This window comes from Streptomyces polygonati, assembly GCF_042650325.1.
GTDB lineage: Bacteria > Actinomycetota > Actinomycetes > Streptomycetales > Streptomycetaceae > Actinacidiphila > Actinacidiphila polygonati.
Map to the genome: position 1 here is coordinate 325,046 of NZ_JBHSBB010000010.1, position 14,983 is coordinate 340,028.

The window sequence follows — 14,983 nt, forward strand, 5'->3', positions numbered from 1 at the left end:
GGAAGGGTACGCATGTCAGGGGGCCGCGGACGGCGCCAGCGGGACGGCGCGCGGTGCCTCGATGCGTCCGCTCAGCCAGGTGAACGCCCCGGGGAACATCCGCCCCCAGGTGTTCCAGTTGTGGCCGCCCCGCGACATCCGCAGCACCGCGACAGTGCCCGGCGGCCGGACCGCGGCGCTGATCTCCTGGGCGAACTTCGGCGGGCTCTCCGGGTCCTGGAGGCTCGACTCGATCAGCAGCTGGACCTTCGGGCGGCCGGTGCGGGCCAGCCACAGCGGGGAGCGGACGCCGCGGGCGGGATCGTCGGGGGCCAGCGCCGCGGCGGCGGTGAAGGTGCCGGGGTGCTCCAAAGCGAGCCGGGCGGCGCAGTAGCCGCCGGTGGAGATGCCCATCACCGCCCAGCCGCGCGGGGCGGGCAGGGTACGGAAGTTGTGGTTGATCGTCTTGACCACGTCGTCGGTGAGCCAGGTGGCGACCTCGCTCTTGCCGGGGACGTCGGCGCAGCCGGTGTTCACCCGGTCCGGGGTGATGGTCGGCAGGACGAGGATGGCGGGTTCGGCGCGGCCGGCCGTGATCTGGTCCTGCATGATCCGGCCGAGGCGCATGCCGCGCAGGAAGCTGTGCGGGGTGCCGGGTATGCCGTGCAGGACCTCGATGACCGGGAAGCGGGTGTGCGCGAACTCCTTCTTGTCGTACTGCGGCGGCAGCCAGACGATCACCTCGCCCTTGGTGCCGGAGTCCCAGCCACGGACGGTGGCCTTGCGGAAACCCTCCGAGTAGGAGGTGAAGACCGCGTGGTAGTCGGGGACGACGGGGGCCGGCAGCGGCCCGGCGGAGCTGACGGTGGCGGTGCGGCCGCCCGCGTTGGCGGAGCCGAGCAGATCGTCCCAGGAGGCGTAGAAGCCGTACCGGTTGTTCACCGTGACCATCACCAGGAAGATCGCGGTGACCTGGCAGAGGAAGATCATGCCGAGCCGCTGCGCGAGCCGGACCGTGCGGGGGCCGCGGATCCTGGACCACAGGAGCACCGCTCCGGCCACCGCCGCCACCGCCGCGACGCAGAGCAGTACCGCGAGCCAGCTGCTGGTCAGTCCCACCGCGTGCCTTCTTCCCCCACTGCCCCGGTTCGTGCCGGGATCGGACCGGTCCGATCACACCATGCCGGGGGTGAAGACCGGTACGCACCCCGGTTCGGTTGCTCCCGGGGTGCGGCCGACCGGGCGTCAGGCGGTCAGGCGGTCAGCCAGCGGCGCAGCTTCTGCTCGGCCTCCAGGACCGCGGCCACCGCGACGTTCTCCTCCCGGGTGTGGGCGAGGGTCGGGTCGCCCGGGCCGTAGTTCACCGCCGGGATGCCCAGGGCGGAGAAGCGGGCCACATCGGTCCAGGCCTCCTTGGCGGCCGGCGGGGTGCCGATCGCGGCCACGAACGCGGCGGCGGCCGGATGCGACAGCCCGGGCAGCGCGCCCGGCGCGCTGTCGGTCAGCACCACCTCGAAGCCCTCGAAGACCTCGCGCACCCGCTCCAGCGCCTCGGCCTCGCTCTGGTCCGGCGAGAAGCGGTAGTTGACGGTCACCGAGCAGCTGTCCGGGATGACGTTCCCGGCGTGGCCGCCCTCGATCAGTACGGCGTTGAGTCCCTCGGGGTAGACCAGACCGTCGATCTCGACCTTGCGCGGTTCGTAGGCGGCCAGCCGGGCCAGGATCGGCGCGGCCTTGTGGATGGCGTTCTCGCCCAGCCAGCTGCGGGCCGAGTGCGCCCGCCGCCCGGTGGTGCGCACCTGCGCCCGCAAGGTGCCCTGGCAGCCGCCGTCCACCCGGCCGCCGGTGGGCTCCAGCAGCACGGCGAAGTCGCCGGCCAGCCAGTCCGGGTGCTTTTCCACCAGCCGCTTCAGTCCGTTGAACTCGGCGGCGATCTCCTCGGCGTCGTAGAAGACGAAGGTGAGGTCGCGGTTGGGGTCGGTGAGCGTCGCGGCCAGCCGCAGCTGCACCGCGACCCCGGCCTTCATGTCCGAGGTCCCGCATCCCCACAGCAGGCCGGCCTCGTCCAGCCGCGAGGGCAGGTTGCCGGCGATCGGCACGGTGTCCAAGTGCCCGGCCAGCACGACGCGTTGGTCCCGCCCGGTGTCGGTCCTGGCCACCACGGCGTCACCGTCGCGGTCCACCCGCAGATGCGGCAGCCCGCGCAGCGCCCCCTCCACCAGGTCCGCCAGCGCCTTCTCCTCCCGGCTCACCGACGCCACATCCACCAGCCGCGCGGTCAACGCGGCGGCGTCCAGCCCCAAATCCAGTCCGCTGTCCATACCGCCGGAGCTTAGGGCCTGTCGTCTGGATCTCCGCGGCGCGCCTTTCCGCTGCCCGCGGGCACCGCCCCGTACGGGTGATCCGCCCGGACGGCGCCCGCGGAGGTGGTCCGAGGCAGGGGTTCCGCTTCGGTAGTCTCGGCGCATGCCCAGCGCAGCCAACCCGCCCGGCAAGGGCACGAAGTCGCGCGGTTGTGGACTGACGTTCGTGACCGTGTTGCTGCTGCTGCTCGCCGCGGTGGGATACCTGGCGTATCACTTCCGGTACCAGAAGGGACCGGCCGAGGCGGGCTGCACGGTCACGTCGTCGGGCGACGAGATGTCGCTGTCGGTGACGCAGGCGGGCAACGCGGCGACCATCGCCGCGGTCGCCACCGCGCGCGGGCTGCCCGAACGGGCGCTCACCATAGCCCTGGCCACCTCGCTCCAGGAGTCGCGGCTGGAGAATCTGGACCACGGCGACCGGGACTCGCTCGGCCTGTTCCAGCAGCGCCCCTCGCAGGGCTGGGGCACCTCGCGGCAGATCCTGGACCCGGTGTACTCCGCCAATGTCTTCTTCGACAGCCTGGTGAAGATCAAGGGCTACACCCGGCTGCCGCTGACCGTGGCCGCCCAGCGGGTGCAGAAGAGCGGCTATCCGCAGGCGTACGCCAAGCAGGAGGCCGACGCCACCTTGCTGTCCGCCGCGCTGTCCGGCCATGACGCGGGCGCGCTGAGCTGTACGACCGGCGCCGACACCCCGGACAGCGCGGGCGGCCGGTTCGGCGACACGGCGGTCGTGGCGGCCCGGCTGACCCGGGAGTTCGGCGCCGAGGTGAAGCCACGCACCGTCGGCGGGCAGCCGCACACCGTCAGCGTGCCGTCCGCCCCGGCCGGCGGCGCCGCGCAGGGCGACGGGGTGCGGCGCGGCTGGGAGCTGGCGCAGTGGGCGGTCGCGCACGCCCATGACCTGAAGGTGCGCCAGGTGTCCTTCGGCGGCATGAACTGGCAGGCGGCGCAGTCCGGCAAGGGCTGGCAGAAGCAGCGGCCCCCGGCCGGCCAAACCGATCCGGCGAAGGTCGCGGCGCCGGCGAGCGGGCAGGTCCTGATCACCGTCGCCAGCTGATCGTTCCGCCGCCGGACCCCGCGTCATCCGCCGCCGTCAACTCCCCTGACGCCCCCGCGACATGCCCCGACCTGCCCGGTTCCGTCCGCCGCGGCGGCTGGCGGCTTGCCGCCGTGTCGGGTTCACGCCTGCGCCGCCCCCGCGTCGCCCCAGGAGCACGCAGCGACCCCAACCGCCCCCACCGAACGCCCGGTTGGCAACACAATGCACCAGAAAACCCCGCGACCGCCGCCATAGATCCGATGTTTCGCTCGACCGCCATCACTCTTCGCAGCGGAAACATGACCCTCCGCGTTCGTTGACATGCTCCGCACACGACTCGCTAATGGGCCCCGGCGGATGCACGTGCATCCGCCGTCGCCCGAGACCCGCGTACGGGTCGACCCCTGCCATCACGCATGGAGTCAACTTGCGCACGTCGAAGATACCCAGACCCCCCTCCCGGCGGACGATCTCCGCTCTCCTGGCGGTCCTCAGTGCCACCGCACTGGCCGCGCTGGGCGTTCAGTCACCGGCCCAGGCCGCGGCGCCCGCGTCCGCGCCCGTGTCGGCCGCCAAGGCCACGTCGTCCGACAAATCCGCACAGCCGACCTTCGAGCCCGCCTGCGGGGCCGCCAAGCAGGGTGAGTTCACCTGCTTCGCGCTGCGCCGCACCGACGTCAAGCCGCTCAAGGGTGTCACCCCCGACGCGGTGACCCCCAACGGCTTCGGCCCGGCGGATCTGCAGAGCGCGTACAGCCTGCCGACGGACGGCGGCGCGGGTCAGACCGTGGCCATCGTCGACGCCTACGACGACCCGAACGCCGAGGCCGACCTGGCCGTCTACCGGGCGCAGTTCGGCCTGCCGGAGTGCACCACCGCCAACGGCTGCTTCACCAAGGTCAGCCAGCGCGGCGGCACCGACTACCCGACCCCGGACCCGGACTGGTCGGGGGAGATCTCCCTCGACCTGGACATGGTCTCCGCGGTCGCCCCGTACGCGCACATCCTGCTCGTCGAGGCCGACGACCCCGGCTTCGAGAACCTGGGCGGCTCGGTCGACGAGGCGGTGGCGCTCGGCGCGAAGTACGTCTCCAACTCCTACGGCACCGACTACCGCGGTGGCGGCGGCGAGGACCCGACCGAGACCACGGCCTACGACCCGTACTACAACCACCCGGGCGTGGCCGTGGTGGCGTCCTCGGGCGACTACGCCTACGGGGTCTCCTACCCGGCGGCCTCGCAGTACGTGACCTCGGTCGGCGGTACGTCGCTGGTCCGCGCCCCGGGCACCACCCGCGGCTGGACCGAGTCCGCCTGGAACTCCGCCGGTTCGGGCTGCTCCCTCTACGAGCCCAAGCCGGCCTTCCAGCACGACAGCGGCTGCGCCAACCGGGCGGTCTCCGACGTGTCCGCGGTCGCCGACCAGAACACCGCGGTCGCGGTCTACCAGACCTACGGCAACGGCGGCTGGACGCAGTACGGCGGCACCAGCGTGTCCTCGCCGATCATCGCCAGCGTGTTCGCCGACGCCGGCACCCCGGCGGCCGGTTCGTACCCGAACTCCTACCCGTACGCGGCGGGTTCGGGCATCAACGACGTGACCTCCGGGTCCAACGGCAGCTGCTCGCCCGCCTATCTGTGCACCGGCACCACCGGCTACGACGGTCCGACCGGCCTGGGCACCCCCGACGGCCTGTCCGCCTTCCGCAGCGGTCCGCACGGGCAGGTGTCCGGCACCGTCACCGACTCCGCCACCGGTTCGCCGGTCTCCGGCGCCAGCGTCTCGGTCGGCGGCAACGTCGTGCACACCGGGGCGAGCGGCACCTACACCCTCACCGTGCCGGCCGGCACCTACGACGTCACGGTGGACGCCTTCGGCTACGCGAGCAAGGCCGATCAGGGCGTGGCCGTCGCCGACGGCGCCGCGCTGACCGAGGACTTCGCGCTGGCCCCGGTGCCCAGCCAGGTGGTCTCCGGCAAGGTCACCGACGGCTCCGGCCACGGCTGGCCGCTCTACGCCAAGATCACGGTGGACGGCGCCCCCGGCTCCACCTGGACCGACCCGGCCACCGGCGGCTACAACCTGTCGCTGCCCGAGGGCCACGACTACACCCTGCACATCACCCCGAGCATCGCGGGCTACGAGGCCGTCACCAGGACCATCACGGTCACGGACGCCGCGCAGTCCCTCAATGTCGCGGCACCGGCCGACCCCTGGTCCGGCACCGCGCCCGGCTACCAGGCGAAGGACACCGGCACCACCGAGCCGTTCGACGCCACCGACGCCGCTCCGACCGGCTGGAGTGTCGTCAACGCCGCAGGGACCACCGGCGGCTGGGAGTTCGACGACCCGGGCAACCGGGGCAACAAGACCGGCGGCAGCGGCGCGTTCGCCATCGCCGACAGCGACCACGCCGGCAACGGCGCCCACCAGGACAGCGACCTGGTCAGCCCGGTCTACGACTTCACCGGCAAGGCGGCCCCCGAGCTCGGCTTCGCCACCGAGTACAAGTCCTACGGGAGTCAGACCGCCGAGGTCCAGGCCACCGCTGACGGCGGCGCCACCTGGACGACGGTGTGGTCGGCCGGCCAGGACATCACCGGCCCCGGCGCGATCAAGGTGCCGCTGACCGACTTCGCCGGCAAGCCGGCCGTGCGGCTGCGCTTCCACTTCGCCAGCTCCTTCGGCTGGTGGTGGTCCGTCGACAACGTCTTCGTCGGCAACCGCGACCTCACCGCCACTCCCGGCGGCCTGGTCGTCGGCACCGTGACGGACGCCAACACCGGTACGGGCGCGGTCGGCGCGACCGTCACCAACACCGACAAGCCCGCCGAGACCGCGACGACGGCCGCCACCCCCGACGACCCGAACGTCGGCGACGGCTTCTACTCGCTGTTCTCCACCACCTTCGGCAGCCACTCCTTCAGCGCGGCCAAGGGGCACTACACCACCCTGGCCAAGGCGGTGAAGGTCAGCGCGGACAGCGCCGTGCAGGCCGACTTCAAGCTCAAGGCCGGGCAGTTGACGGTCACCCCGGCGTCGATCAGCGCGTCGGTGGCCTGGGCGAAGTCGACCACCAAGCCGCTCAAGGTCAAGAACACCGGTGGCGCGCCGGCCACCTTGAAGCTGGGCGAGCAGTCCGGCGGCTTCACCATCCAGGCCAAGGGCGCCCCGCTGAAGACGGTCAAGGGGAACTTCTCCCCGCTGGCCGACAAGGCGAACACCGCCGCCACCACCGCCCCGGCCGCCGGTCCGTCCGACGGCGCCTGGCAGACCGCCCCCGACTTCCCGCAGAGCGTCATGGACAACGCGGTGGGAGCCTACGACGGCAAGATCTACTCCGCCTTCGGCTTCACCGGCTCCGCCGACAGCAAGGACATGTACGCCCTCGACCCGGTCGCCGGCAGCTGGACCAAGCTGGCGAGCGCGTCCGACACCCGGGAATCGCCGGCCCACGGCTTCATCGACGGCAAGTTCTACGCCGCCGGCGGCTGGGGTGCCTCCGGGGCGCCCGACGCGAAGCTGGAGATCTACGACCCCGCCACCGACAGCTGGACGACGGGGGCGTCCGCGCCCAAGCCGTACGCCGGCTCCGGCAGCGCCGTCCTCGACGGCAAGCTCTACATGATCGGCGGCTGCACCGACGTCTGCGGCACCACGGACGCCAGCGCGTACGACGCCGCCAGCAACAGCTGGACCTCGATCGCCCCCTACCCCGAGACGATCTCCTGGGAGTCCTGCGGCGCCATCGACGGCAAGCTCTACTGCGCCGGCGGCCTGGACGCCCAGAACGCCGACGTCATCCACGCCTACGTCTACGACCCGTCGGCCGACAGCTGGTCGCCGGTGGCCGACATGCCGGGCACCGAGTGGGCCTCGGCCTACACCGCGGCCAACGGTCAGCTGCTGATCTCCAGCGGCGTCAGCCAGAACGCCCTGACCAACAAGGGCTACGCCTTCGACCCGCAGTCCGGCACCTGGAGCACGCTGCCGAACGCCAACGTCCCGACCTACCGCAGCGGCGCCGCGGTGGGCCTGTACAAGGTCGGCGGCGGCAACGCCCCCGGCTCCCCGGTCGCCTCGGTGGAGGTGCTGCCCGGCTACGACCAGGGCGGCAGCTCCGATGTCACCTGGCTGGGTGAGAGCACCCAGCAGCTCACCCTGGCGCCGGGCGCCAGCGCCACCGTCACGCTCACGCTGGACTCCTCGGTCCCCGAGATCACCCAGCCCGGCGACTACACCGCCCAGCTCGCGCTCGGCAGTGACACCCCCTACTCCCTGTCCGCCGTCCCGGTCGCGCTGCATGTGGATCCGCCCAAGACCTGGGGCAAGATCACCGGCACCGTGCTCGGCGTCACCGCCTCCGGCGGCACCGCGCCGATCGCCGGGGCCACCGTCCAGATCGACAGCTGGGCGTCCACCTACTCGCTGACCACGGCGGCCGACGGCACGTACGCGCTGTGGCTGGACACCCGCAATAACCCGCTCACCGTGATCGTGGCCAAGGACGGCTACCAGCCGACCGTGGCGACGGTGAAGCTCACGAAGGGGGCGACGGTCACCAGCGACTACACGCTGAAGAAGAAGTAGTCCGCGCCTGACGCGGCAAGGGCGGGCCGGCTCGTACGTGAGCCGGCCCGCCCGTCCTTTCCCCGACCGCCGCCGCGGCGCCCGGCCCACCGGTCCCCGCAGCGCTGACGTACCCGCGTTCGCCGGGTCACCCGGGCGGGTCGTTCGGGGCGGCGAACCGGGGGGCGGGCCCGCTCGGCCGGAGGTGGGGGTCCGCCCCCGGCCGACCAGCGCAGTGACGTTTCCGCCCGGGTGTTGCGGTCGTCCACTTATGCCCGTTCTGCCGGATTCGTATTATGCGACGCATTGCGCACTCTTTACCTGAGGCCCCCGCAACCTTCGGGCCCGCCGAGCGGTAGTCAGCACGTCCGCCCAGCGGGCACACCGACGGTTCCCCCTCCGTAAGGAGCACCACGCACCATGTCTCTCCCCCTTCCTCGCCGGATCGCCCAGGTCGCGCTGCTGCTCGGCGCCGCCGCCGCTCCCCTGGTCGGGGCGGGCGCCGCGCACGCCGCCGCGCCCCAGCCGAACCTGGGCGGGCTGAGCAATCTGGACGGCGCCGGCCTCGGCAACACCGTCCAGGGCGCCTCCCACCAGGCGACCACGCTGACCGGGCAGTCGGGCACCCAGGCGATGAAGACCGCGCTGCCCGCCGCGGACCGGGTCGTCGGCACCACCGCCAAGACCGCGCTGCCCACCGCCCAGCGGACCGCGGGCAACGCCGGTGACTCGGCCGGCCGGATCGTCGGCGCGACGGCGGAGTCGGCGGGCACCTCGGTCCCCGGCGCCCTCCCGGCCGTGCCCAACACCGGGGCCCTGCCGCTGAACGGCATCCACACGGACCAGCTGCCGCTGGGCTGAGCAGCAGTGTGCGGGGGCCCGGCGGACAGTGTGTCCGCCGGGCCCCCTGTCTTCGCCGTGCGGGACGGCGGGGTCAGCCCGCTCTGCAGCTGACGGTCGGCCAGGTCCAGGTGCCGTTGGTCTGGAGCGTCACACCCCAGTTGTTACCGCTGCCGTTGGGCTTGGCGGTCAGCACCTGAGCGCTGGGATAGCTGGCAGTGATGTTCCAGCTCGCGATGATCTTCTCCGGCGACGGGACGTTCATCGTCACCGTCCAGTTGCTGGAACCGGAGACGGCCACGTTGAGGTTGTAGCGGTCACTCCACTGCTGACCCGCCGACAGCGTCGCCGTGCAACTGCCACCGCCGGTGCCACCGGTGGTGGAACCTCCGGTGGTCGTACCGCCCGTGGTCGTACCACCGGTCGTGGTCCCGCCCGTGGTGGTGCCGCCACTGCCGGTACCACCGCCGTCGGGAGCCACCGCCCGGCCGGTCTGCGGGGAGATCATGCCGGCGCACAGGCCTCGGCTGGCCAGGCCCTGGGCGATGCGCGGGATCGCGGCCAGCGTGTTGGCGGGCCACTCGTGCATGAGGATGATCTGCCCGTTGGTGAGCCGGGCGTTGGCCTGCACGATCGCGTCCGTGCTGGCGCCGTTCCAGTCCTGCGAGTCGATGTCCCAGACGATCTGGGTCAGGCCGTACTTCGCCTCGACCGCCTGGAGCGTCGCGTTGGACTCACCGTAGGGCGGACGGAACAGCTTGGGGGTGCCGCCGCCGGCGCTGGCGATGGCCTGCTGGGTCCGGGAGACCTCCGAGTCGATCTGCGCCTGGCTCTCCTGGATCAGGTGCGGGTGCGTATAGCTGTGGTTGCCGATCCACATACCGGCGTTGAGCTCGGCCTGCACCTGGGCCGGGTAGGAAGCGGCGTACTGGCCCTCGTTGAACACCGTGGCCCGCAGCCCGTTCTGCTTGAGGGTGCTGAGCAGACTCGGCGTGTGGTCGTTGGACGGGCCGTCGTCGAAGGTGAGCCCGACGTAGCCGTTGCAGGTGGCGGCCTGCGAGGGGGTGGCGTTGACGTTGAGGGTGATGATGCCCGCGACGGCTGTCGCGGCGACGGCCAGTCCCGTGACCAGGGAACGTAGCGACAGACGGGGTCTGGTTCTGGTTCGCATGTGGGGGGAGCCTCCTTGTGGCGGCGGTGCGAACGTTTCGGGGGGTGGGGTGGGCGGCGGGGTCAGCCCGCTTTGCAGCTGACGGTCGGCCAGGTCCAGGTGCCGTTGGTCTGGAGCGTCACACCCCAGTTGTTACCGCTGCCGTTGGGCTTGGCGGTCAGCACCTGAGCGCTGGGATAGCTGGCGCTGATGTTCCAGCTCGCGGTGATCTTCTCCGGCGACGGGACGTTCATCGTCACCGTCCAGTTGCTCGAACCCGACACCGCCACGTTGAGGTTGTAGCGGTCACTCCACTGCTGACCCGCCGACAGCGTCGCCGTGCAACTGCCACCGCCGGTGCCACCGGTGGTGGAACCTCCGGTGGTCGTACCGCCCGTGGTCGTACCGCCGGTCGTGGTCCCGCCCGTGGTGGTGCCGCCGGTGGTGGTGCCCGTCGAACCCAGCGTGATGTTGGAGTTGCCGCTGCTCTGGTAGCCCTCGGTGGCGAGGACCTGGTAGTTGAACGTGCCGAGGTTCATGCCGTGGCTGGCCCACGCGTCGAAGTGGTTGCCGGTGGTGATGGTGCCGCCGGTCCGCTTCGCCTGGCGGACGCTCCAGTACTGGTTGAAGGTCGAGCTGTTGCCCTCGATCGAGGGGGCGTTGACCCGCGTCGTCTCGTAGATGTCGTACGTACCGCCGTCGCTGGTGACGGTGCCCTTGTACGTCCCGGTGGGCTTGTAGGTGCCGTAGTTGTCCACGATGTAGTACTCGACCAGCGGATTCGTGGTCCAGCCGTAGAGGGACAGATACGCGTTGCCGGACGGGTTGAAGCTGCCCGAGTAGTTCACGCTCCGGCGTGCGCCGGTGCTCCAGCCCTTTCCGGCGACGAAGTTCCCGACGTTGCTCCATGAGGTGCTGTAGTTGCCGGCGGACCCCAGGTTCATGGAGGACGATCCGCCGCCGTCCGACCAGAACGAGTAGTAGTAGCCGTTGTTGGTGCCGGTCTGGTTCGAGGAGACGACCGTGTCGGCGTTGGCGGTGCCGGGCAGGGTCATCGCGGCCACGGCGACCAGCGCTATGGCGCAGGCGCCGCTGAGCAGCAGCCTGAAGCGGCCGAGCAGGGCGAAGGGACGCGGTCTGCGGCTCCTCGGGTGTGCGCGTCGTAAGGATGCGAGGTTCATGCGGGTGCTTCCTCCTCGTTTCGTGAGGGATGGCGGGGCCAGGCAGCGTCGACAGTGTTGAACCGGCCCTGTCCGCTGTCAACACTTTCGGCAGGGATTACGAAAGCTTCGAATCGACCGTTGGCCATGCCGCACGGCGTTTTACCTGTTCATGGCGCATACTCGGCCGATCGATTCGGCAGGGACGGCCTGCCGCTCGACACCGAAGATCAGAATTCGAGGTTCGACGTCTCGAAAGTTTCGGAATCCACTCCGACCGTGTCTCCGGACGGCCCGCGCATCGTCCCCGGACGGTCCCCGCGCCGGAACGGCCAGGAGCCGCCGTGCCGGTGGCACGACGGCTCCTGAAAGCGAGCAGGGATCAGAGCCGGGCGACCGCCGCCGCCACTCGCTCGTCGGTCGCGGTGAGGGCGATCCGGACGAAGCGCTCGCCGGCCGCGCCGTAGAACTCGCCAGGGGCCACCAGGATGCCGCGTTTGGCCAGGTCGGCGACCGTTTCCCAGCACTCCTCGTCGCGGGTCGCCCACAGGTAGAGGCTGGCCTCGCTGTGCTCGATGCGGAAGCCGGCCGCTTCGAAGGCGGTCCGCAGCGCGCCGCGGCGGCGGGCGTAGCGCTGCTTCTGCTCCACCGCGTGCGCGCGGTCGTCCAGCGCGGCGATCATCGCGGCCTGGACCGGCTTCGGCACGATCATGCCGGCGTGCTTGCGTACAGCCAGCAGTTCGCTGACGACCGCCGGGTCGCCGGCCAGGAAAGCGCCGCGGTAGCCGGCGAAGTTGGACCGCTTGGAGAGCGAATGGACGGCGATCAGGCCGTCGTGGCTGTCGCCGCAGACCTCCGGGCGCAGCACCGAGACCGGCTCGGTGCCCTCCCAGCCCAGCTCGATGTAGCACTCGTCGGAGACCACCAGCACACCGTGCTCGCGCGCCCATTCGACGATCCGCCGCAGTTCGGCGGCGCCGAGCACCCGGCCGGTCGGATTCGAGGGGCTGTTCAGCCAGAGCAGCTTGACCCGGGCGGGGTCCAGTTCGGTCACCGGGTCGTCGTAGGGGACCGGCTCGGCGTGGGCGAGCAGCGCGCCGATCTCGTACGTCGGGTAGGCGAGTTGCGGGTAGCCGACCTGGTCGCCCGCGCGCAGGTCGAGCAGCAGCGGCAGCCAGCCGACCAGTTCCTTGGAGCCGATCAGCGGCAGTACGGCCGCCGGGTCGGCGCCGGCCACGCCGTGCCGGTCGCGCAGATAGCGGGTGGCCGCCTCGCGCAGCGCCGCGGTGCCGTGGGTCAGCGGATAGCCCGGGCTGTCGGAGGCGGCGGCCAGCGCCTGCCGGATGACATCGGGCACCGGGTCCACCGGGGTGCCCACCGACAGGTCCACGACCCCGTCGGGGTGCGCGGACGCCGCGGCCTTGTAAGGCTCCAGGCGGTCCCAGGGGAACACCGGGAGGCGGGCGGAGATGCTCACGTGTTCACTCTCGCTCTGCGCCGATCTGCTGGATCTGCCGGACGCCGCGCGCGCGGCCGGACGTCTCGTGCCGGGGACGGTCCGCGGCGCCGGGGACCCGTACGGCGCTGGCCGTACGGGGTCCGGTGGCGGTGTCCCGAACGGTGTCAGCCGTTCTGCGGGGGCAGCGCGGCGATGAAGGGGTGGTCACGCTCGATGAGGCCCAGCTTGGACGCGCCACCGGGCGAGCCGAGCTCGTCGAAGAACTCGACGTTCGCCTTGTAGTAGTCCTTCCACTCCTCGGGAGTGTCGTCCTCGTAGAAGATCGCCTCGACCGGGCAGACCGGCTCGCACGCCCCGCAGTCGACGCATTCGTCCGGGTGGATGTACAAGGACCGGGCGCCCTCGTAGATGCAGTCGACGGGGCATTCTTCAATGCACGCCTTGTCCTTGACGTCGACACAAGGCTGCGCGATGACGTAGGTCACGCTGTCGTTCCTCCTCGATAGGGCTCATCTCGCGCGGGAGCGCGGCGTCGTCGATGCCCGCACCTAGTATCTCCGTTCCGGGGCACGATCCGAACAGGAGGGGCGCGCATGCCAGGGGATTTCTCGTCCGGAGCACGGCTCGAGATCCGGATCACTCCCGCTGACGTGGGAAAACGGGTGTCGGTACGGCAGGTGACGGAGATCGCCGACGGGCATCCTATGTTCACCGACACGGTGGGAGTTCTCGCATCGTGGGATGCCGGAGTGGTGTGCGTCACTCGGCGGACCGGGGAGACGGTGCGGATCGCGCAGTCGGCGGTGGTGGCGGGCAAGGTCGTGCCGCCGGCCCCGGCGCGGCGCGGGCCCGGCGTGCCCGCCGTGACGGCCGAGGAGCTGGCGGCGACCGCGTCGCGGGCCTGGCCGCCCACCGAGTCGGCCGCGCTCGGCGGCTGGACGCTGCGGGCCTCGGGCGGCTTCACCCGGCGGGCCAATTCGGTGCTGGTGGCGGGCGAGCCGGGAGTGCCGGTGGACGAGGCGCTGGCGGAGGTGACCCGCTGGTACGGCGAGCGGGGGCTGACGCCGTATCTCCAGCTGCCGGACGCCTCGCCCTTCGTGCCGGCGCTGGCCGAGCGCGGCTGGATACGGGAGGCGGACACCCTGGTCAGGACCGCGCCGCTGGCCCCGCTCACCTCGCTCCCCGGCGGTGACGACGTGGCCCTGTCCCGCACCCCGGACGCCGGCTGGATCGCCGCCTACCACCGCACCGGGGACCTGGCCGACGCGGCGCTGAAGGTGCTCTCGGGCGGGCCCTCCGTGTGGTTCGCCGCCGCGCCCGGGGTGATCGGCCGGGCCGCGGTGGACGGACGGTGGGCGCTGTTCGGCGCGGTCGAGGTCGAAGCGGCGATGCGGCGGACGGGCCTGGCGACGGGTGTGATGGGGGCGCTGGCCCGGCGGGCGTACGCGGAGGGCGCCACCGCCGCGTATCTCCAGGTGGAGGCGGACAACTCGGCGGCGCGGGCGCTCTACGACCGGCTCGGCTTCCTCGACCACCACGGCTACCACTACCGGCGCCCGGCGCGCCCGACCGCATGACACCGCTCCCGGCACGTGAACGGTTCGCGGCGGCGGCGCGCGAGGACAAGCCGGACCTCGCGGAATTGTGCCTGCTCATCGGCGCGGAGGCGGACCCCGCGCTGGACGGCCCGGTGGCCGACCGGGCCCAGATCGAGCTGGACCGGCTGGCCGGGCTGCTCCCCTACGGGCTGTCCTCACCGCTGGACTGGGCGGTGGCGCTGCGCCGGCTGCTCGGGGCCGGCCAGGGCTTTCGCGGCTCGGCGGCCGACTACCAGAAGCTCTCCTCCTCGCTGCTCCAGGAGGTGCTGCGGCGCAAGCGCGGGCTGCCGATCCTGCTGTCGGTGGTGTGGATCGAGGTGGCCCGGCGGGCGGGCGCGCCGGTCTACGGGGTGGCCCTGCCCGGGCACTTCATGGTCGGTCTGGGCGATCCGGACGGCTCGCATGTGCTGGTCGATCCCTTCGACGGCGGCCGGGTGCTGTCCGGGCGGGAGGCGGAGCTGCTGGTGGCGGGCACGACCGGCGGCCCGCTCGCCTCGGGGGTGACCCCGGCGGACCCGCTGGACATCGTGCAGCGGGTGCTGAACAACATCCGGGTCTGGGCCGCGCCGCGCCCCGAGCACCGCCCGGTGCAGCTCTGGACGCTCGACCTGACGCTGCTGTTGCCCCGGCACCCGGCGAAGTTGCGGCTGGAACGGGCCCAACTGCTGGTGAAGATGGGCGACTTCCTGGGCGGGGCGGCGGAGATGGAGGAGTACGCGGAGGTGATCGGTTCGTTCGACCGGGAGACGGCGGCGGGCATCAGGACGCAGGCGCGGGCGGCGCGGGCGCTGCTCAACTGACCTGCCGGGGCTGTCCGGT

The 14,983-nt window shown here is 71.9% G+C and carries 11 protein-coding genes; 5 read left to right on the forward strand and 6 right to left on the reverse strand.

Annotated elements, in window-relative coordinates; all coding sequences use genetic code 11:
• Window positions 1–15 precede the first annotated feature (15 nt).
• Both ACFO3J_RS14095 and dapE read right to left on the reverse strand, forming a co-directional pair.
• Entirely contained in the window at window positions 16–1,098 is a 1,083-nt protein-coding gene (locus tag ACFO3J_RS14095; RefSeq protein ID WP_386429674.1) for an alpha/beta hydrolase, read from the reverse strand.
• Window positions 1,099–1,232: 134 nt separating this feature from the next.
• The gene (gene dapE / locus ACFO3J_RS14100; RefSeq protein WP_386429676.1) at window positions 1,233–2,300 is read right to left on the reverse strand and encodes a succinyl-diaminopimelate desuccinylase; all 1,068 of its coding nucleotides are present in this window, start codon (window positions 2,298–2,300) and stop codon (window positions 1,233–1,235) included.
• A 145-nt stretch (window positions 2,301–2,445) separates the two neighbouring features.
• On the opposite strand from dapE, the gene ACFO3J_RS14105 reads away from it, so the two are divergent.
• From ACFO3J_RS14105 to ACFO3J_RS14115, 3 genes are all read left to right on the forward strand, one after another.
• On the forward strand, window positions 2,446–3,405 hold the full coding sequence (locus ACFO3J_RS14105) for a heavy metal transporter (protein ID WP_386429678.1): 960 nt from the start codon (window positions 2,446–2,448) through the stop codon (window positions 3,403–3,405).
• A 487-nt stretch (window positions 3,406–3,892) separates the two neighbouring features.
• The gene (locus ACFO3J_RS14110) at window positions 3,893–7,978 is read left to right on the forward strand and encodes a carboxypeptidase regulatory-like domain-containing protein (protein ID WP_386430211.1); all 4,086 of its coding nucleotides are present in this window, start codon (window positions 3,893–3,895) and stop codon (window positions 7,976–7,978) included.
• Window positions 7,979–8,377: 399 nt separating this feature from the next.
• Entirely contained in the window at window positions 8,378–8,818 is a 441-nt protein-coding gene (locus tag ACFO3J_RS14115) for an ATP-binding protein (protein WP_386429679.1), read from the forward strand.
• A 73-nt stretch (window positions 8,819–8,891) separates the two neighbouring features.
• On the opposite strand, the gene ACFO3J_RS14120 is transcribed toward ACFO3J_RS14115, so the two are convergent.
• The 4 genes from ACFO3J_RS14120 to fdxA form a co-directional block, all read right to left on the reverse strand.
• The gene (locus ACFO3J_RS14120) at window positions 8,892–9,968 is read right to left on the reverse strand and encodes a polysaccharide deacetylase family protein (protein WP_386429680.1); all 1,077 of its coding nucleotides are present in this window, start codon (window positions 9,966–9,968) and stop codon (window positions 8,892–8,894) included.
• Between the two features lie 62 nt (window positions 9,969–10,030).
• Window positions 10,031–11,128: a glycoside hydrolase family 11 protein gene (locus ACFO3J_RS14125; protein ID WP_386429682.1), complete on the reverse strand. Its 1,098-nt coding sequence runs from the start codon at window positions 11,126–11,128 to the stop codon at window positions 10,031–10,033.
• Window positions 11,129–11,489: 361 nt separating this feature from the next.
• Window positions 11,490–12,584, reverse strand: coding sequence for a succinyldiaminopimelate transaminase (gene dapC, locus ACFO3J_RS14130; protein WP_386429684.1), 1,095 nt, complete (start codon window positions 12,582–12,584; stop codon window positions 11,490–11,492).
• Between the two features lie 146 nt (window positions 12,585–12,730).
• Complete coding sequence (fdxA, locus tag ACFO3J_RS14135; RefSeq protein WP_386429685.1) at window positions 12,731–13,051, reverse strand: ferredoxin; 321 nt, start codon at window positions 13,049–13,051, stop codon at window positions 12,731–12,733.
• A 108-nt stretch (window positions 13,052–13,159) separates the two neighbouring features.
• Here fdxA and ACFO3J_RS14140 point away from each other — a divergent pair, with 108 nt between their 5' ends.
• Window positions 13,160–14,143 carry a GNAT family N-acetyltransferase gene (locus ACFO3J_RS14140; RefSeq protein ID WP_386429687.1) on the forward strand — a complete coding sequence of 328 codons (984 nt, stop codon included), beginning with the start codon at window positions 13,160–13,162 and terminating at the stop codon, window positions 14,141–14,143.
• Window positions 14,140–14,964 (forward strand): transglutaminase family protein, encoded by an 825-nt coding sequence (locus ACFO3J_RS14145; protein ID WP_386429688.1) that lies wholly within the window; start codon window positions 14,140–14,142, stop codon window positions 14,962–14,964. The genes ACFO3J_RS14140 and ACFO3J_RS14145 overlap by 4 nt, the downstream gene beginning before the upstream one ends.
• The last annotated feature ends 19 nt before the right edge of the window (window positions 14,965–14,983 follow it).